Source organism: Pedobacter ghigonis, from assembly GCF_903166585.1.
Taxonomy (GTDB): Bacteria; Bacteroidota; Bacteroidia; order Sphingobacteriales; family Sphingobacteriaceae; genus Pedobacter; species Pedobacter ghigonis.
Genome location: NZ_CAESCM010000004.1, coordinates 139,447 through 164,785, shown reverse-complemented (window position 1 = coordinate 164,785; position 25,339 = coordinate 139,447). Strand labels below are relative to the sequence as shown.

General features: G+C 41.4%; 19 protein-coding genes. 4 read left to right on the top strand and 15 right to left on the bottom strand.

All coding sequences use genetic code 11. The features are described 5' to 3' along the window. Positions 1-7: 7 nt before the first annotated feature. The 10 genes from HWV58_RS08410 to HWV58_RS08365 form a co-directional block, all read right to left on the bottom strand. Complete coding sequence (locus HWV58_RS08410; RefSeq protein ID WP_175633677.1) at positions 8-1,453, bottom strand: MFS transporter; 1,446 nt, start codon at positions 1,451-1,453, stop codon at positions 8-10. A gap of 28 nt (positions 1,454-1,481) precedes the next feature. Further along, complete coding sequence (locus HWV58_RS08405; RefSeq protein WP_175633676.1) at positions 1,482-2,144, bottom strand: beta/alpha barrel domain-containing protein; 663 nt, start codon at positions 2,142-2,144, stop codon at positions 1,482-1,484. Positions 2,145-2,146: 2 nt separating this feature from the next. After that, positions 2,147-3,193 (bottom strand): sugar kinase, encoded by a 1,047-nt coding sequence (locus HWV58_RS08400; RefSeq protein WP_175633675.1) that lies wholly within the window; start codon positions 3,191-3,193, stop codon positions 2,147-2,149. Positions 3,194-3,307: 114 nt separating this feature from the next. Then, positions 3,308-4,708, bottom strand: coding sequence for a glucuronate isomerase (gene uxaC / locus HWV58_RS08395; protein WP_175633674.1), 1,401 nt, complete (start codon positions 4,706-4,708; stop codon positions 3,308-3,310). Between the two features lie 142 nt (positions 4,709-4,850). Beyond that, entirely contained in the window at positions 4,851-6,497 is a 1,647-nt protein-coding gene (locus tag HWV58_RS08390; RefSeq protein WP_175633673.1) for a UxaA family hydrolase, read from the bottom strand. Between the two features lies 1 nt (position 6,498). Continuing rightward, positions 6,499-8,010, bottom strand: coding sequence for a tagaturonate reductase (locus HWV58_RS08385; protein WP_175633672.1), 1,512 nt, complete (start codon positions 8,008-8,010; stop codon positions 6,499-6,501). A gap of 112 nt (positions 8,011-8,122) precedes the next feature. Then, entirely contained in the window at positions 8,123-9,151 is a 1,029-nt protein-coding gene (gene pelA / locus HWV58_RS08380; RefSeq protein WP_175633671.1) for a pectate lyase, read from the bottom strand. Between the two features lie 124 nt (positions 9,152-9,275). After that, on the bottom strand, positions 9,276-11,207 hold the full coding sequence (locus HWV58_RS08375) for a glycoside hydrolase family 88/105 protein (RefSeq protein WP_175633670.1): 1,932 nt from the start codon (positions 11,205-11,207) through the stop codon (positions 9,276-9,278). 5 nt (positions 11,208-11,212) lie between these two features. Continuing rightward, positions 11,213-12,886 carry a glycoside hydrolase family 28 protein gene (locus HWV58_RS08370; protein ID WP_175633669.1) on the bottom strand — a complete coding sequence of 558 codons (1,674 nt, stop codon included), beginning with the start codon at positions 12,884-12,886 and terminating at the stop codon, positions 11,213-11,215. Positions 12,887-13,045: 159 nt separating this feature from the next. Further along, positions 13,046-14,002 carry a pectinesterase family protein gene (locus HWV58_RS08365; RefSeq protein ID WP_175633668.1) on the bottom strand — a complete coding sequence of 319 codons (957 nt, stop codon included), beginning with the start codon at positions 14,000-14,002 and terminating at the stop codon, positions 13,046-13,048. Between the two features lie 251 nt (positions 14,003-14,253). Here HWV58_RS08365 and HWV58_RS08360 point away from each other — a divergent pair, with 251 nt between their 5' ends. Both HWV58_RS08360 and HWV58_RS08355 read left to right on the top strand, forming a co-directional pair. After that, positions 14,254-15,909: a glycoside hydrolase family 43 protein gene (locus tag HWV58_RS08360; RefSeq protein ID WP_175633667.1), complete on the top strand. Its 1,656-nt coding sequence runs from the start codon at positions 14,254-14,256 to the stop codon at positions 15,907-15,909. Between the two features lie 12 nt (positions 15,910-15,921). Next, the gene (locus HWV58_RS08355) at positions 15,922-16,719 is read left to right on the top strand and encodes a rhamnogalacturonan acetylesterase (protein ID WP_175633666.1); all 798 of its coding nucleotides are present in this window, start codon (positions 15,922-15,924) and stop codon (positions 16,717-16,719) included. A gap of 21 nt (positions 16,720-16,740) precedes the next feature. On the opposite strand, the gene HWV58_RS08350 is transcribed toward HWV58_RS08355, so the two are convergent. The 4 genes from HWV58_RS08350 to HWV58_RS08335 form a co-directional block, all read right to left on the bottom strand. Next, the gene (locus tag HWV58_RS08350; protein WP_175633665.1) at positions 16,741-17,175 is read right to left on the bottom strand and encodes a carboxymuconolactone decarboxylase family protein; all 435 of its coding nucleotides are present in this window, start codon (positions 17,173-17,175) and stop codon (positions 16,741-16,743) included. Between the two features lie 215 nt (positions 17,176-17,390). Then, the gene (locus HWV58_RS08345; protein WP_175633664.1) at positions 17,391-17,966 is read right to left on the bottom strand and encodes a Crp/Fnr family transcriptional regulator; all 576 of its coding nucleotides are present in this window, start codon (positions 17,964-17,966) and stop codon (positions 17,391-17,393) included. A gap of 37 nt (positions 17,967-18,003) precedes the next feature. Then, a complete protein-coding gene (locus HWV58_RS08340; RefSeq protein WP_235972681.1) occupies positions 18,004-18,777 on the bottom strand; it encodes a GLPGLI family protein in 774 nt (257 codons plus the stop codon). A 53-nt stretch (positions 18,778-18,830) separates the two neighbouring features. Beyond that, entirely contained in the window at positions 18,831-21,641 is a 2,811-nt protein-coding gene (locus HWV58_RS08335; RefSeq protein WP_175633663.1) for a TonB-dependent receptor, read from the bottom strand. Between the two features lie 296 nt (positions 21,642-21,937). Between HWV58_RS08335 and HWV58_RS08330 the strand changes: the two genes are divergently transcribed. Further along, on the top strand, positions 21,938-22,582 hold the full coding sequence (locus HWV58_RS08330; RefSeq protein ID WP_175633662.1) for a GIN domain-containing protein: 645 nt from the start codon (positions 21,938-21,940) through the stop codon (positions 22,580-22,582). Positions 22,583-22,763: 181 nt separating this feature from the next. On the opposite strand, the gene amaB is transcribed toward HWV58_RS08330, so the two are convergent. Beyond that, positions 22,764-24,305: an L-piperidine-6-carboxylate dehydrogenase gene (gene amaB / locus HWV58_RS08325; RefSeq protein ID WP_175633661.1), complete on the bottom strand. Its 1,542-nt coding sequence runs from the start codon at positions 24,303-24,305 to the stop codon at positions 22,764-22,766. A 117-nt stretch (positions 24,306-24,422) separates the two neighbouring features. On the opposite strand from amaB, the gene HWV58_RS08320 reads away from it, so the two are divergent. Then, positions 24,423-25,301 carry a TraB/GumN family protein gene (locus HWV58_RS08320; RefSeq protein ID WP_175633660.1) on the top strand — a complete coding sequence of 293 codons (879 nt, stop codon included), beginning with the start codon at positions 24,423-24,425 and terminating at the stop codon, positions 25,299-25,301. Positions 25,302-25,339: the final 38 nt, after the last annotated feature.

The following is a 25,339-nucleotide window of genomic DNA, read 5'->3' as shown; positions in this document are numbered from 1 at the left end:
TTTTGAATTATTTAACTTCTATCACTTTATATTTCGGAACAAGTGCTTTCATCACTGTCCATCCAATTAAATAAGCAATAGCACAGAAAGAGAAAACGATAAAATAACCTGCCTCTTTACCCTGGAAACCCATAAAAGTCATTTGGGTATCGCCGGCATAGGTAAACAGTACGCCTGAGCCTTTGTTGATGAAAAATGATCCTAAGCCTCCGGCCATACCGCCAATTCCGGTTACGGTAGCAATGGCCTGACGAGGAAACATATCACTTACGGTAGTAAATATATTTGCCGACCAGGCCTGGTGTGCAGCACCTGCAATACCGATGATAATTACCGGTAACCAGTAGGTGTAATGTCCTAAAGGTTGAGCCATTAAGGCCAATAATGGGAAGAAAGCAAAAATTAACATCGATTTCATCCTTCCATCGTAAGGGTTCATGTTTTTCTTACCGATAAAATAAGATGGCAACCAGCCTCCGATAATCGATAACAAGGTAATTACGTACAATATAAATAGTGGGAAAGCACTTTCAGTACCGCTCATTTTGTAAATATCTTTCAGGTAAGCCGGCGACCAGAACAGGTAGAACCACCAAACACCATCAGTCATGAACTTACCAAAAGCAAAGGCCCAGGTTTGTTTAAACTTAAGGCAATCGGTAAATGATAATTTCTTTGTTGGCGATGCTGCAGTAACCGTTTCGCTCACTTGCTCATGCGCAACAATATCCTGCTGGATATAAGCCAGCTCAGTTTTGCTTACACGTGGGTGGTTTTCTGGCTTGCCATAAAGTATAATCCAGAAGAACATCCAGATAAAACCTAAGGCACCAATGATAATGAATGACATTTCCCAGCCATAAGCCTCGGCAATGTACGGTATGGTAACAGGAGCGGCCAAAGCACCAACAGTTGCACCCGCATTAAAGATACTGGTGGCAAATGCACGGTCTTTTTTAGGGAAATACTCTGCGGTAGCTTTAATGGCTGCCGGAAAGTTTCCTGCCTCGCCCAGGGCCAGTACAAAACGGGCAAAAATGAACAGCGAAAGGCTGGTTGATAAAATTAAGGTCGTATTACCAACGGTAGAAAGTGCCTGCTTTGCTCCTGCAAAACTCATGGCCCAGGTACCCGTAATAATGCCTGAAGTGGCAATACCACAAAAAGCGTGGATACATGCACCTACCGACCAGATTCCGATGGCCCAGAGGAAACCTTTTTTGGTATCCATCCAGTCAACAAAACGTCCTGCAACCAACATCGATCCAGCATAAAAAAGAGAGAACAGTGCCGTAATGGTTCCATAGTCGCTATCTGTCCAATGAAATTCGGGAACAAAATAGTCTTTCCATGTAAGTGAGAGTACCTGTCGATCTAAATAGTTAATGGTGGTTGCAACAAATAACAGTGTACATATCGTCCATCTGTATTTGCTCATTTTTGTTTGGCTCATTTCGGTTGTGTGTGGTTAGGGATTGGGGTTATTTACTTTGTTTAATGAGGTTGAGTGCCAGTTGGGTATTTTCGTACAGTTCATCGTAAAGACCTTTGCTCATCACATCTTTACTGATTAGTTTACTGCCCATACCAACTGCGCAAACACCAGCTTTAAACCAGGTTTTTAAGTTATCGGCATCAATTTCTACACCTCCGGTTGGCATAAATAGCTGCCCGGCAAATAAATCTTTAATTGAAGAAATAAATTCGGGGCCTAAAATATTAGCGGGGAAAATTTTAATCAGCATGGCTTTGTGTTCTTGTGCCACGCTAATTTCGGTTGGGGTCATACAACCCGGAATCCATAGCATGCCTATTTTGTTGGCAATTTCGGCAACAGCCGGATTGATAATCGGCGCAACAATAAAATCGGTTCCGGCCTCAATAAAAGCATTCGCATCAGCAGGGGTTTTAATGGTACCAATACCCAAATAAAGGTCGGGCATTTCTGCATCGCGGATTTCTTTTAGCTTTTTAAAATTAGGCAAGGCTGATTTACCGCGGTTGGTGTATTCGAAAACACGAACACCGGCTTTATACAGGGTACGCAATATTTCTACACTTCCTACTTCGCTATCCTGATAAAAAAGGGGTAGCATGCCTTGCTCTAAAATGGCATCTAAAATTTTGTGCTTGTTACTGATCATGGTTATATAATTCGTTTTTCTATATCGGCCACGGTGCTGGTTGTGGCATCACTTGCAATGTATAATTTATCGTATGCGGCTGCGGTAGCAAAATTTAAGGTTTCTTTAGCCGGTAAACCGTTGTAGAAACCATAAATCAATCCGCCCATAAAGCAATCGCCGCTACCCACCTTGTCTAAAATTTCTTCCGAAACATATTCTTCTGAAACGGTTAGTTCGTTGTTGGTATAAATGGCGGTATAATAACGGATGCCTTTGCCGTGATCGAACCTGAAGGTATTGGCTACAGCTTTACATGCCGGAAACAAACTTAATATTTCTTTAGAAGTATCAGTTGCTTGTTGCAGTAACGTTTCTTTTGCATAACCTTCGGTTGGCAGCAAATCGGGGTGGAGTGCTGTACCCAGCATCTTATTTGCAGCCCAAACATTGCCCATAATTAAGGTACAATATTTAGCCAGCTCAGGTAAAATATCGATTGGCTCTTTGCCGTATTTCCAAAGCTTGGCGCGGTAGTTTAAATCTAAAGAGATGGTAATGTTTTTAGCACTGGCGGCTTTAAGTGCTTCCAGGCATACATCGGCAATATTTTGGTTAATGGCTGGGCAGATGGCGCTGAAATGGAACCAGGCTACATCTTCAAAAACTTCGTCCCAGTTAATTTGTCCAACTTTTAAACCCGCATAGGCCGAATTGGCCCGATCGTAAATTACACCAGCATTTTTAAGGTCTTTTCCTTTTGGTAAATAGTAGAGGCCCAAACGCTCGCCATCGTAAACCATTGGCGTAGTATCGATATTGCGGACATTAAGATATTCCACAATTTCGCGGGTTACAGAGTTATCGGGCACAGCCGACAAGTAAGCCGAAGGTACATTCCACAAGGCTAAGGCGGTGGCCACATTAAGTTCGGCACCTCCCACATAAAACGGCAGTTTGTTTTCTTTTAACCATTGGCCATCCATATCCGGACAGATGCGTAAAAGTATTTCACCAAAGCTTAAAACTTTTTTTCCTTTTTTTGATGAATCGAATATTTGGGTACTCATTTTTGTAGATAATCGGCTTTTTTCATGCTGTTTTCTGCAACGGTATGAAAATGGAAGTAAAACGTTTGAAATGCGTTGAATCCAATGAAATTCTTCGTTAAAGCCTGATTTTGGTTAAAATTTAAAGTAATTTTTTGCGTTAAAGTACGAAATATCCTGCACAATTTTACCAACCCACTCCAGGTCGTTAGGCAATTCTCCGTTTTCAATGTCGGTGCCAAACAGGTTACAAACAATCCTTCTGAAATATTCGTGACGTGGGAAAGAAAGGAAACTGCGCGAATCGGTAAGCATACCCACCAGGCGACTTAAAAGTCCCATGTTCGATAGTGCATTTAATTGTTTAATCATACCGTCTTTTTGATCTAAAAACCACCAGGCCGATCCAAACTGTACTTTGCCAGCTACCGAGCCATCGTTAAAATTGCCAATCATGGTGGCAATTAATTCGTTATCGGCAGGATTAAGGTTATAGATGATGGTTTTGGCCAGTTTATCCTGATTGTCTAAACGGTTTAAGAATTTAGAAAGCATACGCGCCTGGCTAAAATCGCCAATCGAATCCCAGCCGGTATCAGGGCCTAATTGCCTTAACATGCGGGCATTGTTGTTGCGTAGTGCACCTAAATGGTATTGCTGTACCCAGCCTTTTTCGTGGTCCCATTCGGCAAAATAAACCAGCATGGCTGATTTGAATTTCAGGTTCTCTTCGTAAGAAATTCCTTTTTTACCACGGATTTTATCAAAAATAGCGCTGATTTCGGCTTCGGTATAATCTTCGGCATAAATTTGCTCTAAACCATGATCAGATACCGAACAGCCATTAGCTGCAAAGTAATCGTGACGGCTTTTCAACGCATCGATATAATCCTGAAAACTGCTGATGGTTTTATCCACTACGCTTTCCAGTTTATCAATGTATTCGTTTAAACCTTCAATATCATCGCTGTTCATGGCCTTATCTGGACGAAAAGCAGGTAACATTTTAAGGTTTGCACCTTCTCTCGCCAATTGCTGGTGAAAGTTCAGGCTATCTAAAGGATCGTCGGTAGTGCAAACCGATTCTACATTCATTTTTGCCAATAAGCCACGTACCGAATATTCGGGTGTTTGCAGTTTAGCAGCGCATTCCTCGTAAATTTTCTGTGCGGTTTTGCCCGAAAGTAAATCAGTAATGCCGAAATAACGCTGAAGTTCTAGATGTGTCCAATGGTATAAAGGGTTACGCAAAGTGTAAGGGACGGTTTCTGCCCATTTCTCGAACTTTTCAAAATCTGAACCTGCGCCAGTGATATATTTTTCATCCACGCCATTGGCACGCATGGCCCGCCATTTGTAATGGTCGCCGGCCAGCCAAACCTGGCTCATATTGGCAAATTGTGTGTTGTTGGCAATTTGCTCCGGGATGAGGTGATTGTGGTAATCTATAATGGGTAATGGTTTGGCAAAATTGTGGTAAAGTTTCTCCGCAGTTTTGCTTTCCAAAAGAAAATTTTCGTCTAAAAAAGGTTTCATGCTATGGTTAGATGTACGATATGAATGTTGTTCTGGTCATATCTGGTTAATATTTCTGTTTGTTCCGGCTTGTGTCTCCACAAGCCGGAATTAAGATTAAGTTTAATCTTTGTGGTCAGTGCGGACACTGACCATGGCGCAATTAAAGGCTCACACCGCGTTTCCACGGAATAAAATCGTCTTGATTTAATAAGACGGCCTTTGGAATCACCTCGCCGCTTGCGGCTTTAATGCAGTATTCCAAAATATCCTCGCCCATTTGTTCGATGGTTTTTTCGCCTTCGATAACCGGACCACAATTGATATCGATAATATCGCCCATACGTTTGGTTAGGGCATTGTTGGTCGATACTTTAATGGTTGGGCAAACGGGATTTCCGGTAGGTGTACCCAGGCCGGTGGTAAATAAAATGAGGGTTGCGCCCGATGCCGCTTTACCTGTAGTGGCTTCTACATCGTTACCGGGTGTACAAACTAAATTGAGGCCTGGTTTGGTTGCAGGTTCGGTATAATCCAAAACATCTTCAACCGGCGATGTACCACCTTTCTTTGCAGCACCGGTGCTTTTTATCGCATCGGTAATTAAGCCATCTTTAATGTTGCCTGGTGAGGGGTTCATGAAAAAGCCCGAACCTACATTTTCGGCCGATTGGTTGTAAGCTGTCATTAACTGGATAAACTTACGAGCAGCAGTTTCGTCTTTAGTACGGTCGATTAGCTGTTGTTCCGCGCCGCATAGCTCAGGGAACTCAGCCAGCAGTACTGTTCCGCCTAAAGCTACTAATAAATCGGAGGTATAACCCACCGCAGGGTTAGCGCTAATGCCACTAAAACCATCGCTACCGCCACATTTAACGCCCAATACCAATTTGTTTAATGGTGCTGGCTGGCGTTCTATTTTATTGATTTCGGTTAAGCCGATAAAAGTTTTTCTAATGGCTTCTTTAACCAGTTGTTCTTCACTTTGCGATTGCTGCTGTTCGAAAACAAATAATGGTTTATCGAAATTAGGGCTGCGGTGTTTCAGGTCTTCCATAAAATCATGCACCTGCAGATTCTGGCAGCCCAGACTTAAAACGGTAACACCGGCCACATTGGGGTGATCGGCATAAGCCGCCAATAACTTGCTCAAAACGGCAGCATCCTGACGGGTACCACCACAACCACCCTGGTGATTTAAGAACTTTATACCATCAACATTTTTAAAAACACGGTTGGCTGATGGATTGGCCTGCCCGATGGATGCGGGATCAGCCTCTGCTAAAATTTCGCCGTTTTTATAAGCTTCTACCAGCTGGTGTGCGTACGATTTGTATTTGTCGGTTACAGCATACCCCAGTTCGTTATGTAAAGCTTCGCGAATTACATCAAGGTTACGGTTTTCGCAAAAAACAGTTGGGATGAATAACCAGTAATTGGCTGTTCCCACGCGGCCATCGCTGCGGACATAACCATTAAATGTACGGCCTTCAAATTTAGAAACATCAGGTGCCTGCCATTCGTAATGGTACGGACGGAATTCGAAAGGATCAGACGCATGTTTGGTATTTTCGGTATCCATTAAGCCACCTTTTAGGATGAAATGCTGTGCCTTTCCAACCAACACACCATACATAATAATGTGGTCGCCCTGGTTCATATCCTGCATAAAAAATTTATGCTTGGCCGGAATGTCATCCTGTAAAATATAGTCCTGCCCATCGTGGATAACAGTTTCGCCTTTTGCCAGGTTTTGAAGCGCAACCAAGACATTATCGTTAGGATGGATTTTTAAAATTCTCGTAACCATTTTATATTGTTCTTTCTGAATGCAAGTTACCTAAAGTTTCTTTTGCACCTTTATTTTGTAATAAATCAACGTACGATTTTACGGCCGCGTTAAAGCCGGGGTAATTGTTTAAGTTTTTATCCCAAAGACGTCTGTCGCCAAGGGTATTGTCTACCACAGATTCAGGATTTTTCCAGTATTCGTTTAAAATTCCGGCAAATTCATCGTCAATAGGGTAAGTTTTTCCGTTTAAGTTTGCAACAAAAGCATCGCCATCTTTAGCTACATTCATGAAAAGGATGTAGGCCGCTACACCCAGCGCAGTAAGCTGAGGCACCTCATTTTTTAAGGCGTAGTACCTTCTGATTAAAGGCATGTTGCGCATCTGCAATTTTGAAGTGTAGTTTAAGGTAATGGCCTGCCACTTGTGCTCTAATGCCGGGTTACTGAAACGGTCGATTACACTTTTTGCAAAAGCAAGGGCTTCTTCGTAAGTAATGTCTTCGTTTACCACAACTGGGGCAATTTCATCCTGCATCAGTTTTAGCACGTGGGCCGAAAACTCTTCGTTGGCCATGGCTTCTTTTACCGTATTAAAGCCGGCTAAAATGGCCAGCCCACAGCTAATGGTGTGGGTTCCGTTCAATAAACGGAGTTTTAATTCTTTAAATTTATCGATTGATGGAACAATGAAAATCCCTTTATCAGCTTTGGCAAACGATAAGATTTCTTTTACTTTTTCGCTCGATGATTCGATGGCCCAAAGTCTGAAAGGCTCTGCCATGATCATCAGTTCATCTTCGTAACCCAATTCGCTTTCAATGGCTTTTTGCTCGGCTGCAGGTAATTTTCCGGGTACAATCCGATCGACCAGGGTTTTGCAGAAATGATTGGCGGTTTTTAACCAGTTTTCGAAATCCCAGCCCAGTTTGTTCTGAATAGCCAGGTTCAGTACAATCTCTTTTAGTTTATCTGCATTATCGCTAATCAGTTCGGTTGGCACGATTACCATCCCGCTTTCTGCCGAACCGTTAAAGGCTTTGTAACGTTCGTGCAAAAAGGCAAGCAATTTGCCCGGGTAAGATTGTGGTGGGTTATCGGTAATTTTATCTTCACTTTTAACAATACCCACTTCGGTAGTATTCGAAATTACCACCTGCATTTCGGGCTGATGTGCTGCTTTTAAAATTTCAGCCCAGTCCTGTGTAGCCGATAGCACACGGCTGATTGATGAATTGATGGTATTTTCCTCAACGTTAACCCCATCTTCAATACCTTTAACACACAGGGTATACAGGTTGTCTTGTTGTGAGAAAGCATCGGCACCACCTTTTGAGGTCGATTTAACAACCAATACGCGGCCATTAAAAATACCCTGACGGTTGGCCTTATCGATGAAATAATCGGGTAAACCACGCAGTAAAACGCCTGTACCAAACTGGATTACTTTTTCTGGTAATGCCAAAATTTCAGCGCCTGGTTTGGTAACCTTTTCGCTGCTGATGCTGTTTAAATTTTCTTTGTTTAAAATCATTGGTCTTCCAATTTCCGTCATTGCGAGGCACGAAGCAATCTTAAAGCGGTAGTGATGCCCAGCTATAGTAGTAGGATTGCTTCGTGCCTCGCAATGACGAGTTATACAATGTTTATTTCCCGTTTGTGGCTAACCACTTCGGATATTCTTTTTCTATAAATTTTTGTGCCCAGCTACCGTACCAGGCATAACCGTTTCTGCGTTCGGGAATCAGCTCTTCCAGTTTTAACTTAATGCTGTTGTCCCTGTCGCCGAAAATCGGGATGTTTTTATCGAGGTCGTAAAAACGCGCCCAAACCACTGATGACTGATCGGCAACCAGTGCCGCACTTTTTTCTTTGGTTTTCGGGTCGGTGCCCCTTTCGAAACGATAACCTGCAATTTTGTAGGTATTAAACCAATTGTAGGCAGCGGTTATGGCGGCTTTAATTTCGGGCGAAGGATTTTTAAAACGCATTAAAAAACGGGTAATGCCCATCGATTCGCTTGTGCTTAAAGATGCAGGCTCAAAATTCCGTGCTTTTGCAGGTAACAGGCTGTCTTTATCGTATTGTGCAGCCCAAATGGTTAATGCCCCGTTTTGTTTAACCTGTGTTTTTAAAATGCAGCTTATGCCTTTTGAAACTGCTTTTTCCGCTTTTGGAATATAAGCCGCATTCACGACTTCAAAATCATTTTTTTGGGTTACAATGTCTTCGAGGATATCGAGTACATTAATCATGGCATCATCGTTATAGGTGATCTCTGAACGGTAAAGTGCTTTATCCGGATAATATTGTGGCCAGCCACCATTGGCATACTGTGCTTCCAGGATATAATCAATTCCTTTTTCAGCCGCCTTCAAATAGCTTGCGTTCTGTGTTTTTTTATACGCTTTAACTAAATAAACTACCTCCCTGCTGGTTGCTTTATTATCGAAGGTGGCATGTAAATCTTTAGTGGCTTTTATCCTGGCCAAAAGCTCAGGCGTTAAGCTTGCTCCATAGTTAACCACACTTTTATCTTCCAGTTGTTTTGGCCAGCCACCATTACCCAGCTGATAAACCAACATTTTTTCAGCGGTCGAATCTGTAGGCTGCTGCGCAAAGCACGACAGCATAAGTGTGCTACAAATCAGGGTTAATACTATTTTTATTTTCATTTTTTTGTTTGTTAGTTTTTGCCAGGGATGCCTGATCCGGGCCTGTTTGCTATGGAGGCACAGATTAACACGGAATGCTTTTCTTTTTCATGCGCCCATGGTTCGTGTCATCACGAACCATCATTTATTTCTTGCCCGGAACCTGCTTCGTTAGCCAGTTTACCAGATCGTTTGTTGCTTTAAAGTTTTCAAAATCTGTAGGTAACTTTCTGCCATCAATGTATTCGTTGTAAAACCAGGGATCTCCAACCGCGAAAACTGTTCCTTTACCATATTTTGCAGTAGCAATCAGTACATCGCCATTATCGGTCAATGCTGAAACGGCTGGCGCTTTAGCTACGATTGTCGAAATTTCTTTGATGTAAACTTTTTTAGCGGTTTTAAAAATTGCATTTCCTTCAGGGATTTTTACTGCCCCTTGTTCGAAGTTTGCACCCTGCACTTTATTGCGGCTGTCTTCATTGAATTTAATCCCGAAAGTTTCTGGCAGTACATTGAATTTGCTGATTTCGCAATTGCCCGCATCATTTAACAGCAAGACCAAAACTCCACCTGCTTTAACCCAGGCCGCTATTTGTTTAGCATAATCGGCATTCATGAAATTCGGATTGGCTGTTTCTTTTTCGGTATCCGGATCTACAATGATATAAATGTCGCTTCCTTTTAAGTTTGCGGCTGTTGGTGCGGCTTTAAGCGTAGTAGTTTTTGCACCTGCATCGTTAAATATTTTACCAAAAAGCGAGAATCCGTTGTTATCGTCTTCTTCCCAAACATAATGAAACGGGATTTTATCGCCCGTTGGCCCGGTTATGTATTCGTTGTTGAAGAAATTATCGACAGTTACGGTTAAGCTCTTGCCGGTTTTAGGCAACGCTGCAATTTCCATTTCGGCCGAAGCACAGATGAAAGCGCCAACTCCTTTCGGATCGTTGGTGATTACTTTTTCGCTGATGTAGTATTCAAAACTTCCATCACGGTATTTAGGTTTGCCGCCAAGCCCGGAAACGGAAACGGTTTTGGTGAGGTTGATCCTTTCGTTGCCGGCAGGCTCAACAAATTCTTTCTTTAAACCCGCGTATCCTTTATTAGCGGCAGCCATAAAAGATGAGGCTAACCAACCTTTGCGCACGCCTTTGGCCAGGCCATACACAAACATACTCGAAGCCGAACTTTCCAGGTAATTTCCTTTTCTGGTGGGCATATCTAAAATATCGAACCAAACACCCGATTTAGGATCCTGGTATTTTACAGCAGCAGTTGCCGTACGGTTTAGAATGGCTAACAATTCAGCTCTTTTAGGATGATTGGCGGGGAAATTATCGAGCACATCAACCAATGCCATGATGTACCAGCCCATAGCTCTGGCCCAAAAATTGGGTGAGCGACCAGTTGTTTTATCGGCCCATTGCTCAGCCCTGCTTTCGTCGTAGCCATGGTACAATAAGCCTGTTTTATTGTCGCGCGAGTTTTGCTCCATTAAAATAAACTGTTTGGCGATATCGTCAAAAGCAGCATCTTTTTTCATCAGTTTGGCATATTCTGCATAAAATGGCTCGCCCATGTACAATCCATCCAGCCACATTTGGTTCGGATAAATTTTCTTATGCCAGAAACCACCTGCTTTGGTTCGCGGTTGTTGCTGTAACTGATCATAAAGTTTGGTTGCCGCCAACAGGTATTTCTGCTGTCCGGTAACTTTGTAAAGCAACAGCAACGAGCGACCGTTTTTAACGTTATCGATGTTAAAATCTTCGGCTTTATAGGTGCTAATGTTGCCTTCTTTATCTAAATAGGCATCCATCGAGCTTTGCACATATTTAAAATATTTTCCCTCGCCTGTATTGCGCCAAACCGCTGCTGCACCTTCTAAAACTACGCCCATATCGTAAGTCCATTTCGGACCTTTCGCGCCTTTAAGTAAGGTGGTATCCTGAAACAGTTTTTCCATTGCCGTTAAGGTTAGCTGTTCAGATAATTTCTTTTGTGCCAAGCCATTTTGCACGAAAACAGTAAGGAACGCTAAGGTTGCTGTAAGGTATATGATTGATCGCTTCATCTTAATTATTTTGAAATCTCCAATACAGATTGATTTACTTCGGTGCCAAAAGCTGATGTTTTTTTGGCTTTTGAAACATCGGTTCCTGTTATTTTTAGGGCTTTTGTTTTTTCGCCAGTAATGTCGAACAAAAGTTCAGCACCATTTTTATACTGAAGCCCGTTGATATTGATATTGCTGCCATTTTGTACGTGCACAACCGGATTGGTATCTTTGGTAATAACCTTAACGTTTTTAAGGAAAATATTCGAAGCCTCAATAATTTCAATGCCTTTTTTAGATTGAATGGTTACGTTTTCGAGGTGAATATCCTTGATGTTCATTTCGGGTAAACCCCTGAAAAAGATTGCTTTTTCGGCACCATTGGCTACTACATCCTTAATGTAGAAATTTTTAAACTGAGGAGTTGCTTCGGTAGCCGGAACGGTAACGGTTTTAATGGCTTCGCGTTTTTCGCCTGCCAAAGGAACCGGATCAACAGCTGCATAATACATGTCGAACAAAATAGCTTCACCGGGGATATCGATCATGTTAATGTTGTTTACATAAATATTTTCGACCACACCGCCGCGACCACGCGTGGTTTTAAAACGCAGACCAATATCGGTGCCAATGAAAGAACAGTTGTATACCCAGATATTTTTGGCTCCGCCGCTCATTTCGCTTCCGATAACGAAACCACCATGCGCGTGGTAAACCACATTGTTTCTGATAATTACATTTTCGGTAGGTACACCACGTTTGCGGCCAGCTTCGTCCCTGCCAGATTTAATGCAGATACCATCATCGCCAACATCAAAAGTGCTGCCCTCAATCAATACATTTTTGCACGATTCTACGTCAACACCATCGCCGTTTTGTGCAAACCATGGGTTTTTAACTTGCAGGTTTCTCAAAGTCAGGTCTTCGCAAAGCAAGGGGTGCAGGTTCCAGGCGGGTGAGTTTTGAAAGGTTACACCTTCTAAAAGCACCTTTTTGCAACCGGTTAATACCACCAGGTTAGGGCGGAGAAAGTCTTTAATATCTTCATAATCGGCAGCAGTTTTACCCGCTTCAATTACCCCGGCATTTTTGGTGTTCGAGCCTTTAACCGTTTTTTCTGATGGGTACCACATTTTGCCATCGGCCCTTACCACGCCACCAGAGGCTACCAGTGTTTTCCATTGGGTTTCGGTAAGCTTATCTTTTTTTACCATGCGCCATGCACCGCCGTTTCCATCAATAATACCTGCGCCGGTAATGGCTATATTTTGTAGGTTAACCCCCGAAATAGGGCTTTGGTTACGCCAGGCCGGTTGTCCTTCCCAGTTTCCCTGAACCAGTTTATATTGGTTAAAGTCATCGGTGAACTGTAAGATGGCATCGCGTTTTAGATGTAGATTTACATTACTTTTTAATTCAATTGGTCCGGTTAACCATAGGCCGGAAGGGATTAACACCACACCGCCACCTTTTTGACTTACAGCCTCAATGGTTTTGTTAATGCTCTGTGTATTTAAAAAAAGCCCGTCGCCTTTAGCACCAAAGCTGGTAATGCTGGTGGTGTCGTTTTTAAATTTAACCTGCTGAATAACGGGCAATGCTTGCTTTTGTTGAGCAATAGCCGAACATGCAGCTGATATTAAAATACATGTGAGCGCTATTTTTGTCCGGCAGAAACTACCTGTTATCTGTTTCATTGTTGATGCTGTTAAATTATATTTGGTTAATCGTATAACAAGTGTACGTTGTTTGCTCCTAAAACAGAAGAGAAATCTATGCAATCGTTGCCGGAAAATAAACGCAAAAAGCACCTTGTTTAAGGTGCTTTTGTTTTGATTGTCAGTTATTTAAATGATTTATTTGCCCTCCGGAAGCCAGCCTCGGAAAACGTTTTCCAAAATATAGGCACTGTACTCAATATCCGTTAATTGGTGAGACCATTTGGCCCTCGCATTTGGATCTGCGCCCTTTCCAACACTTTTGTATTCAGCATAGTAGGCGGTTTGTTCATTGCTGGTCTTGCCCCAATTGTTCCAGCCTTCCGGGCGGATCAAATCGGGTAATGTGCAGTTTAGATAAGCCACTTTTGCATAAGGTCGCCAGGGCCTTCCTAAATAGAAGCTGTTTGCCGGGGCATCGCCTTTAACAGTACATTTGTTAAAAACATACCCAAATTTGGTAGTATCGGCGGTTGATGCTGCTGTAATGTAACCTGCCTTTTTGCAATAAAGCGTACAGTTTTCGAACCAGGCGGTTGCTGCGCCAAAAATGAAATCGACTGTACCTTCAATGTAACAGTTTTTATAATACTGGCGGTTGTTGCCGCCGTAGGTATAAAGCGTATCCTGAAAGCCCAAAAACCTGCAATTGATGAAAACCGATTTATCGCCACCGGCCCAAACCGCTACGGCCTGTCCAACCGGACCTGACGAATTTTCGAAAGTGATGTTCTCTGCCGAGAAGCTTTCGCCGTAAATGTAAAAGCTGGATGAACCTGAGGTGCCCTTTTCTTCGCCAAAGGTGTTTTTCTTTTGGGCATAATCATCGTAAGTTAAAATGGTTTCGTTAAGGCTTTCGCCAATCAGTTTCACATTTTTCTTCGATGCTGCTAAAATCAGTTTTTCTTTGTAAGTGCCTTTTTTAATGAAAATTACGGTGGTTTTATTTCGGAAATCGGGTACTGCATGGATGGCTTCCTGCACCGTTTTAAAATTCCCGCTCCCATCGGCAGCAACAATAAAATCGGGTTTAATCTCTTTTGCATGTGCTGCAAGGGCAATGACTATTAAAAAGAATAAGGCAATTGTTTTCATATCGATTTGGTTAGGTATAAAATAAAATCGGCCACGCAAAAGTATGAACTTCATCACGCAGCCGTGTTTTAAAATATATGATGAACAATTTTAAACATTAATATCCGCCGGAAAGAAGTTTTAGCGAAATTAAAAGATGCAAACGATGTCGGGAACGATTGCACAATATCTGTTTGCCTTGGAATAAAAAAAGGCTTAATCTTGTTGGTAAGCCATTGCTAGCCAAATATTACGAAAAACAGCATTGTAAAATGAAATACTTCCTTAGTTCGATCCTTATTATAGGTTTTGTTGCTGGCACATTTGCGCAGCAAAATCCGTCAAATAAATATGTTTCTAAAGTTTGGGTGTCGGATCAGGGCAACGGAACTTATCAAAATCCGGTTGTAAACGCCGATTATTCCGATCCGGATGCTATTCGAGTAGGCGACGATTTTTATACGATTGCCTCCAGCTTTGATGCTGTTCCGGGTTTGCCGATTTTGCATTCCAAAGATCTGGTGAACTGGAAAATTATTGGCCATGCCTTAAAGCGCCAGCCTCCTTTTGATCATTTTGAGAAAACACAACATGGCAATGGGGTTTGGGCACCTGCTATCCGTTACCACAATGGCGAATTTTACATTTATTACCCTGATCCGGATTTCGGGATTTATGTGACCAAAGCCAAAAAGATTACCGGCGATTGGTCTGCACCACAATTGGTTGCTGCCGGTAAGGGTTTAATAGATCCCTGCCCTTTTTGGGATGAAGACGGAAAAACTTACCTCGCTTATGCCTATGCAGGTAGCCGGGCTGGAATTAAAAGTGTTTTGGCCATTATGCCGCTAAGCAGCGATGGGATGAAAACAACAGCCAAAGGTCGCATTGTTTACGACGGACATGAGCTCGATCCCACTATTGAAGGGCCTAAGTTTTATAAACGCAACGGCTATTACTATTTGTTTGCACCTGCAGGGGGTGTTTCTACTGGCTGGCAGCTGATTTTGCGAAGTAAGAATGTTTACGGGCCTTACGAAAGAAAAGTAGCCATGGATCAGGGTAAATCGACCGTTAACGGCCCGCACCAGGGTGCCTGGGTGAATACTCAAACCGGCGAAGATTGGTTTTTACACTTTCAGGATAAGGATGCCTATGGCCGTGTGGTACACTTACAACCCATGAAATGGATTAATAACTGGCCGGTAATTGGTGTGGATAAAGACGGTGATGGTATTGGCGAGCCGGTTGCAGTTTATAAAAAGCCGAATGTGGGTAAAGTATATCCGATCGAAAATCCGGCTGAAAGTGATGAATTTGGAACAGTTGATTTAGGCTTACAATGGCAGTGGCAGGCAAACCCGCAAGCCACCTGGTGGTTTACCGATGCCAGCAAAGGAGTTTTAAAATTATATACATCTAAAATACCTGATGAGGCTAAAAATCTTTGGGATGTACCCAATTTATTGATGCAGAAGTTTCCTGCTGATGAGTTTAGGGTAACCACCAAACTTAATTTTAAGCCCAACCCTAAATTGGAAAATGAAAGCACCGGCTTGGTCATTATGGGGAGAAGCTATGCCCAGATTAGCGTTAAGCGTAAAAAGGATGGCTTATACCTGATGTATGGTGTTTGCCAAAGTGCAGATAAAGGCAAGCCTGAAAATGAAATGGAAATTGCCAGATTAAATCCGACAACTGTCGGATCGGTATCGGTGCAGTTAAGGGTGCAGGTAGTTAATGGAGCAAAATGCCGGTTTAGTTACAGCGAAGATGGTATTACCTTTCATCTGGTTGGCGACGAGTTTCAGGCTACAGCCGGGCAATGGATTGGTGCAAAAATGGGCTTGTTTGCCATACGCGATACACAGACAAACGATTCGGGAATTGCCGAATACGATTGGTTTAGGGTGGAGCCAATTAAATAATTGATCAGCAAAATGAAACACTCTAAAATTATTATTGCAGTTGTGGCTACTGGTTTTTTACTGATGTCTTTCATCACCAAACCTGGGCCCGTTAAGGTTTATTTAATTGGCGATTCGACTGTTGCAGATTATACCTTAGATGAGGGGTACTTGCAAAAGAAATATCCGCTTACCGGCTGGGGACAGGTTTTTCAATCCTTTCTGCAAAAAGATAGCCTGAAAAAATTAAGCCAACTGATAAAAAGTGATAGCGCTTTGGTGGTTGATAAGGCAAAAGGAGGCAGGAGCACGCGTAGTTTTTTTGAAGAAGGCCGGTGGAAAGAAGTTTTAGATAGTTTACAGAAAAACGATCTCGTATTGATTCAGTTCGGCCACAACGATGCCGCAAAAGATAAACCAGAACGCTATGTAGATATACCAGGTTACAAAGATTTTTTAAAAATGTATGTAAATGAAACCCGGGCAAAAGGTGCGTTACCCATCCTGATTACACCGGTTACACGCAATTACCCCTGGAAGGATGGTAAGTTGGGCAGTGCTCATGGCGAATACCCGCAAGCCGTAAAAGAGGTGGCCAAAGCATTGCATGTGCCGCTTATTGATTTAACCACACTTTCAGCCGGATTCTTTACCACAAAAGGTCAGGAATATGTGCGTAAAAATTACTTTATGAATTTAGATTCGGCCAGGTATGAAGCTTACCCGAAAGGGCAAAAAGACAATACCCATTTCCAGCCGGAAGGTGCTAAGGAAGTCGCAAGGTTAGTATTTGGGGAGCTAAAAAAGATTAAAAACCTATCAGATTTTTAAAATCTGATAGGTTTGGAAATTTTATCCAACAATTACTTTGGAGGTAATGGCAATTCTGTTCCAGGCGTTAATGGTAACAATGGCCATAATGATATTGGTGATTTCAGTTTCGCTAAAGAAACTGGCCACTTTGTTATAGGTAGCATCCGATACATGGTTGCTAATTAAAGTTACCTCTTCAGTTAAAGCAATAACCGCTTTTTCTTTTTCGGTAAACAGGGTGGTTTCTTTCCATGCGCTTAGCAAATACAGCCTTTGTTCGGTTTCGCCAATTTTGCGTGCATCGGCTGAGTGCATGTTTAAACAAAATGCACAGCCGTTAATTTGCGATGCCCTCATTTTAATCAGCTCTGAAAGAATCGGATCGATTTTACTGGCTGATAAATATTTTTCTAAAGCGTACATGGCCTGGTATGCTGCCGGATCTACTTTTGGGATATCAATTCTGCTTTCCATTTTTTTATTGTTTTTGATTACGATGTAAAGTTCCGCATCCTAAGCCTTAAAAAACTTAATGTAGTTTAAGAAATGCTTCATTCGTTTTCGTCATGTTAAATTTATTTCAATATCTCTCAGGTAATAGAGACCCTGAAATAAATTTAGGTTGACGGGATTTAGATTAAAAATTCAAAGAGAATTCCTTAAGGGATGAACACTCGTCCTATTTTCAATTAAATTGATCTCTTCGCTCTGATCTTACTCAAAAACTCAGGCGTAAAGCCAAGGTAAGAAGCCAGCATGTATTGTGGTACCCGCTGTACAAATTCGGGGAAGAGCTGGTTAAAGTGGCGGTATCTTTCCTCCGCAGTTTGGCTGTACAGATACCTGATCCGCATTTGGGAGGCCTGGTGGTTTTTTTGTAAAATCAGCCTGAAATACCTTTCCAGTTTAGGTAACTTATGGAACATTTCGTCGTAATGATGATGTTCAATGGCAATCATCTCGGTATTTTCTGCTGCCTGAATATAAAATTCTGAAGTTTTTTGAAAGAGGAAGCTGGTTAAGTCGGTAATCCACCAGTTTTCGATAGCAAATTGTGTGGTTTGCTCGGCACCTTTAATGTCGATAAAATAGAGTCGGAGGCAACCCTTTACCACAAAGTAATTGGCCCTGCAGGTTTGCCCTTCTTCCAATAAAAAAGCTTTCTTTTTAACCGAAAAAGATTTGAGTAATGAGGCAAGAAGTTCCTGCTCATCGTTACTCAAATCTATAAATTTATTAATATGGTTATAAAGTGCGCTGTACATTATTAATTTTCAAAGCTAAATTAATAATAATTCAGGCTTACATATCTGCCGCTTTCAAAATATCGCTGGCATAGTTGCCCCAATCTTTTAAAGCTCCTTTTAGAATATCGCTCAGCTGCTTTTTACTGACAGGTTTACCTTTAGCGGGCATTTTGAGCTGCGTAGTCGCTACTTCTGTATCTTTTACTGCGGTAGCAAACCAGGTAATATGCTCGCGCGGTAAAGCCACTCCTAATATCATACCTGGTAATCCGCTAAAAGTTTCAGGGCCGCCCGAAACCGGAATTAAATCAGTATAAAAGGCCACAACATAAATCGAATCCATGATTAGTGCATTTGCCCTGCGACAATTATAACCGGCAATTTCCCTGAATTCATCAGTTATTTTCCAGTTTATTTTACGTACAGAATCTTTAACCAGGTAGGTTTCCTCGTAAACCGATTTTTGATTGATACTGGTTGAGTTTTTTAAATTGGTTAAAATAATGTTGCTCTGCTTGGCCGAGGCAAAATTACTTGCCCAGTTGTTGCCAACACTTTCGTCGGGTATTGGATTAAAGTACGTTTGATCATTTTTAAAAATAAGTTCGCTTTTTAAAGTTTTAAACTGCGGATTATTTTTCTGATACTGTTCGAAGGCCTGCGCACTCCAGAAATTATCGGGGTAACGCTTAATCTGGTCTTTAAGCAAGGCGTATATATTTATCTTTTTCTCGAATTGAATCGTACCCTGGTGTACAAACCTTGCATGTTGTGCCATTGCATAATTTATCGTGCAAAAAAGCATCATTATGGCATATCTTAATTTCATTTTATAATAATTTTAAAAGATCAGGTATATAATATTTAGTCTTTTTTGGTTGATTATTTTTGAGGTGCTCCACCTCCCATTTTATTAAAATCCCAAACCAGCGAGAACATAAAATAACGGCTAATGTTGTTGTAGTTGGTTTGTGTGATCATGTTGGAATAAGCATACCTTCTGAAGCCACGGTTCTGGTTAAACAAATCGTTTCCGCGAATAGTAAATTTCAGGTCTTCCTTTTTAAAGAAAGATTTAGTGATGGAAGCATTAACCACAATCTGCTCGAAACTGGTATCAAAAGCTTGCGAACTTGGGGTATAAGTATATTCGCCATCGGCCTGAAGTTTAATTTTCTTCGGTAAGGTAAAGCTCATGCCTCCCCAGCCCTGCATACCCCATCCCTTGTTGGCGCGGTCTTTTTGTAAAGATGTTACCTGAGAATTGTAGCTTGGGCCAAAACTCAGATAAATTTCACTCTTATCTTTATAACGGTTAATGTTTATCGACGGACTGAAGCGGGTGGTTGTTATTTCGTTTAATTCGGTAACATCGCTTAACTGGCTTTTTACATAATTATAACTGGTATTGCCACCTGCATTTAAATTGAGGCCAATATTTGTATCAAATAAAAACTTCAGTTTTCTACTAATACCGCCATAAAAATTATAGTTAATAGGTGTTTTATCGGTTAAGTTAACCGATTTGGCGATTGTTTTACCAACAGCATCGGTTTGGGTGTTGCTTACAATAGCTTTGTTTACGAAACCAAAACTACCGCTGATATATAGTGACTGTTGTGTTAAAACTTTATAGGAGTTATAATTAACATTAAAACGGCTATCAAACGATGGTGCCAGATCTGGATTACCTTCAGGTTGATATAGTGGGTTATCGTTAACCCTTACTGGTTGCAACTGGCTAACTGAAGGTTGAGTGGTATTTCCGTTATAGCCAATGCGTAAAGATTTTTGGGCAGAGAATTTATAGAGGTAGCTTGCTTGCGGTAACCAGTTAACAAAACTTCTGTTGTAGGTTTTGTTCGAAAGCTGTTCTATCTGATCGAAATTTACTGCACTGATCCTGCTACCTAAACTAATGGTTGTTTTGGGTTTTCTGTAGTTAAAAACTGCTCCACCCTGATGGATGTATTGTGTAGCTTTAAAGTCGTTACTAAACTCTGTATCCAGTACATCGTAATTTCCCGGTGTAGACTGATTGAAAGATCTGCGGTCTGAGCGACTATCGTTAAGCACGAAACCATAGTTGAGTACCAAAGCCACTGCTTTAGTAATTGGTTCGTTATAGGTTACATTGGTGTTAAAAATGGCGCTTCGGGTATTATTGGTTTTGTACTGATCGGTTACTTCACCACTGGTTTGTGCTCCCAATGCATCGAAGTATTTAACATCCGAATGCAGAAAACCTGTGCCGTTAATCTGGTTTAATTTTTGACTAACACTAATCGAATAGTTTCGGCCTAATTTTTTAAGTTTTTTGGTATAAAGTGCAGATATATTAAAGTTCTGCTCCTTACCATCATTGCTGGTTGTTTGATCATTGCTGTTTAGCAAAGAATCATCACCTCTTCGACCCTTACTGTTTGAGCTGGAGGTATTGTCGCTATTTTTCAATGTGCCGTCAACAATTACTTTAAGGTTGCTTGTGGTATCTAATTTAATGGTATAGGTAGCATCCAGTTTTTGCCTGAATACATTCCGGTCAGAGTTTTCGTCGGTATTGGTGTTAATAATTCCATCTGGTAAATTGTTCTGGCTGATTGTATTTTTAGTGGTTTTAATGCCTAAAGCACCCAATTTGTAATTGGTATTTATGGTTTCTTTATCATCGTTCCACTTATTATCGTAATGCGCACCTCCTGTTATAGCTCTGGGTATACCTTCGCCATAATAGCTGCCACTTTCCAGTTCATCACCTCCGCCATAGCTAAACCACATACTGCCATCGTCGCTCACTTGCATATTATCGCCGCTTGTGCCTAGTTTATTATTGTCTTGCCAGCTCAAGCCGGTTGTACCATTATTACCGGCTGTTCCATAAACTGAGAATTTTTGTTTGGCTTTAAAACGGTTAAACAAAACCTGGCCTTTATAAAAATCGTCGGTACCATAGCCTAAATCTACCTTACCGAAATAGCCACTTTTTTTATCCTCTTTTAATTTAATATTGATGGTCTGTGTTTTCTGCCCGTCGTCTACTCCGGTAAATGCAGCCTGATCACTTGATTTTTCATAAAGTTGTACTTTATCAACCATATCAGCCCTTAAATTTTTGGTCACCAGTGTCGGGTCATCGCCAAAAAATTCTTCACCATCTACCAATACTTTCGGAACTGTTTTCCCTTGTGCCGTGATCTTACCGTCTTTATCAACCTGAATGCCTGGTAACTTTTTTAACAAATCTTCTACCTTATCGTTCGGCTGTATACTATAACTTGATGCATTAAATTCGGTCGTATCTCCCTTAATCTTGATAGCTGTTCTTTCTCCCTTAATAATTACATCTGAGAGGATTTTAGCCATCCCCGTTAGGTTTATTTTGCTGTAATCTTTAACCTGTGAAGTAGAATCGAGCGTAAAATGATCTACAAAGTCGGCATACTGGGGGTAAGAAACCAATAAGATAAACTTGCCGTTTTTAATGCCTGTAAGCTCAAAAGTGCCATTTTCTGCAGCTCTGGTAAATTTTACCAAAGTAGAGTCTTTTGCATTTAAAACTGCAATAGAAGCACTCGATAAAATGGCTGTCGAAGCGGTATCAACCGTTCGGCCTTTAATGGTATGCAGGCTCTGCGCTCTTGTGTACGATGCAATGGTAACAAAAAAGCACAGCGAGAGTAATAAACGTTTCATATAGAAAGAATCTGTTTTGTTTTTACGAATATAGAACTAATATATTAGTTGTGTGTTACGTTTTAACTTTTTTTAACATACTGTCTTTAATGCACCCTATCCTGACAATTTTTGGCCAAGCCATAAAACAATTTCGTATAGGTTATTCGGGCGTTCGTCTATAAATACATGGGCATGGTATAATAGCGTCTTTTTGCCTGAAACGTTTTGGATAATCGGCCGTCTTATTTACATAAAAACACCTGGTAATAAGGGATTTAAAATAAAAGGTTTATCCAACATAAAATATTAAGATCATGAAAAATTCTATTCAAAAATTATTTGCAGCTGCATTGGTAATGGTTACTTTAAGCAGCGCTACAGTGGCAGCTCACGCCACAGAAAACAATGCCAGCTATACCGCTTTAACCAATGTTAAAAACATCAGTAAGATTGTGGTATCGGGCAATGTGAAATTAATCCTGGTTCAGGATGCTAAAGAGAGTGTGGAGGTTTACGATCAATACTACGGCAAAAATGCGATGGTGCAACAACAAGGTGCTGAATTAAGAATCAGTTCTTTTGATAAAAATACCTTAATGGTTATCGCGCATGTTAATAATTTGGCTACAATCGAAGCTTCAAACACAGCAACGGTAAGTACAGCAGGCAAATTCAACCTGTTAAACCTAAACGTTGTGCTTAACGACAGGGCCTCGGCAGACATAGCTGCCAATACAGTTAATTTATCGACTGAGATTAAAGATGCTGCAACGTTAAAATTGTCTGGCTCTACCGAAGAACATACTGCTGTAATCGGGTCAGAATCGAAAATTAAAATGGGAGATTTTACTGCAGCTGAAAGTACTATTCAGGTAGCTGTAAAACCAGCTGTACTGGCCAACAGTAAGCTATCGCGCTATAGTGATATAGATGTAGCTTTATTAGAAAAACTATTCTAACTCCATCATACATTTTACCAAAAAGGCCCTGAATTTCTATCCAGGGCCTTTTTATTTTAAGAATATGTTCCTCGTTTACGATTAGAATTGCAGCGATCTGCATTTTTAATAGCGATAAAATCGCTTGTCTCACCGGTCTCCGTTGCAAACGGTGTGCACTGCATTTGTAATGCAACATTATCTACAAATCAAATTTGATACCCTGTGCAAGTGGCAGGGTATTGGCATAATTTATCGTGTTGGTTTGTCTGCGCATATAGGCTTTCCAGGCATCCGATCCACTTTCGCGACCACCACCGGTTTCTTTTTCGCCACCAAATGCCCCGCCAATTTCGGCGCCTGAAGTACCGATATTTACGTTAGCTATACCACAATCCGATCCGCTGGCCGATAAGAATTGCTCCGCTTCCCTCAGGTTTAAAGTCATAATGGCAGATGAAAGTCCTTGTGGAACACCATTTTGCAAGGCAATGGCTTCCTCCAGTGTTTTGTATTTGATCAAGTATAAAATTGGCGCAAAAGTTTCGTGCTGCACAATTTTAAAATCGTTTTTTACTTCAGCTATGCATGGTTTTACATAACAACCACTTTGGTAAGCTTCGCCCGATAATACGCCACCTTCTACAACAAAACGACCGCCTTCTGCTTTACATTTTTCAATCGAATCAAGGTATGCAGTAACTGCATCGGTATCAATCAGCGGACCAACATGATTGTTTTGATCTAAAGGATTGCCAATGCGGAGTTGCCCATAGGCATTAACCAGTTTTGTGACGAAGGTATCGTAAACACTTTCATGTATAATCAGTCGGCGGGTAGAGGTACATCGCTGTCCGGCGGTGCCAACAGCGCCAAATACCGCACCAATTAAACTCATATCTAAATCAGCATGTGCTGAAATAATAATGGCATTGTTGCCACCTAATTCGAGTAAACTCTTGCCCAGGCGTGCACCAATAGCAGTGGCAACGGCTTTACCCATTCGTGTAGATCCTGTAGCAGAAACCAAAGGAATGCGGCCGTCATTTGTCATCAGCTCACCAACTTCCTTATCGCCTAAGATCAAACTGCATACGCCTTCTGAAATTGCATTTGCTTTGAAAACCTGTGCAATAATGTGCTGGCAGGCAATAGCTGTTAAAGGCGTTTTTTCTGATGGTTTCCAGATGCATACATTACCGCAAACCAGTGCCAGCGCTGCATTCCAGCTCCAAACCGCAACCGGAAAGTTAAATGCTGAAATAATGCCCACAATACCAAGCGGATGCCATTGCTCGTACATGCGGTGGTTGGGGCGCTCGCTATGCATGGTTAAGCCGTATAGCTGGCGCGATAAACCTACAGCAAAATCGCAGATATCGATCATTTCCTGTACCTCGCCAAGCCCTTCCTGTAAGCTTTTTCCCATTTCATACGAAACCAGCGTACCCAAATCCGATTTGTTTTCGCGTAGGGCATCGCCAAACTGTCGCACAATTTCACCTCTTTTTGGTGCAGGGATGCTGCGCCATTCGGTAAACGCAGTTTGCGCCTGGCGCACCACAGTTTCATAATCAGAACCGGTGGCAACTTTCGCCGAGGCAATCAGTTTCCCATCTACAGGCGAAAAACTTTCCAATGTTTTTGCATTTGCTGCTCCTCCCCAATGGCTCCCTGTGCTAAATGCCGCATTATCGGCATTTATGCCCAATTTGTTTAAAATGGATTGAATATCTGTAATCATATCTCTATCGGTTTACACAAAACAACAAAAAAATAAAGGAAAGCAGCACACATTTGGAGCTTAACTTTATCACAATTCTTAATATCTTGCCCTAACATTTACTAAAACGACTACTCAATGAAAAACATTAAATTATTACTCATTGCTTTCCTGGGCTTTGGGCTTAGCCTTAATGCACAAACAAAAAAGGCCACCAATAGCCTGTTATGGGAAATTTCAGGAAAAGGCTTGAAGAAACCATCTTATTTATTTGGAACACATCATTTTACCAGCAGAAAGTTTGCCGATACCATGCGGGTTTTGCAGGAGAAACTGAAATCAGTTGATGGCGTAGTAGGCGAAATTGTAATGGATAGCACAGTACAGGGAAGAATGGCTCCGTTTTTAATGATGAAAAACAATACGCTCGATAGTTTATTTACACCGGAAGAGTATAAAGAAGTTGACGATTATCTGAAAACCAAAAATCCGGCTATTAATTTAAAACAAATGAACAGGTTTAAGCCAGCCATGGTTGGTGTATTGATTATGCTGCTCGAAAATCCCGAAATAAAGGAAGTGAACGATGGAATAGATGATAGCTTTCAAAAATATGCCAAAAGCAATGCAAAGTCCCTTTATGGTTTAGAGACCGCCGAATACCAGGGAGCACTTTTATTTGATGGCGATTTACAGAAACAACGTAAAGCCTTACTAAAATCTGTTAGAGAATCGGATAAGAATAAGCTTAAAATAAAGGAACTTACCACCTATTACCTTGCTCAGGATATCGATAAATTAAGCGATTTCTTTAAAACACAGGATGAAGAAACCAGGGAGTTTATGACCGAGATGCTCAAAAACCGGAACCAACGCTGGTTAGACCTACTGCCTGCTTTGATGGAAAAAGAATCGTTGTTTATTGCCGTTGGTGCAGGCCATTTGGTTGGTGATGAAGGCCTGATCAAAGGCTTGGCTGCTAAAGGCTACATTTTAAAACCCGTTGCAACCAATTAGTTTTAAATATTACTAAATTACCACAATTCTTAATACCT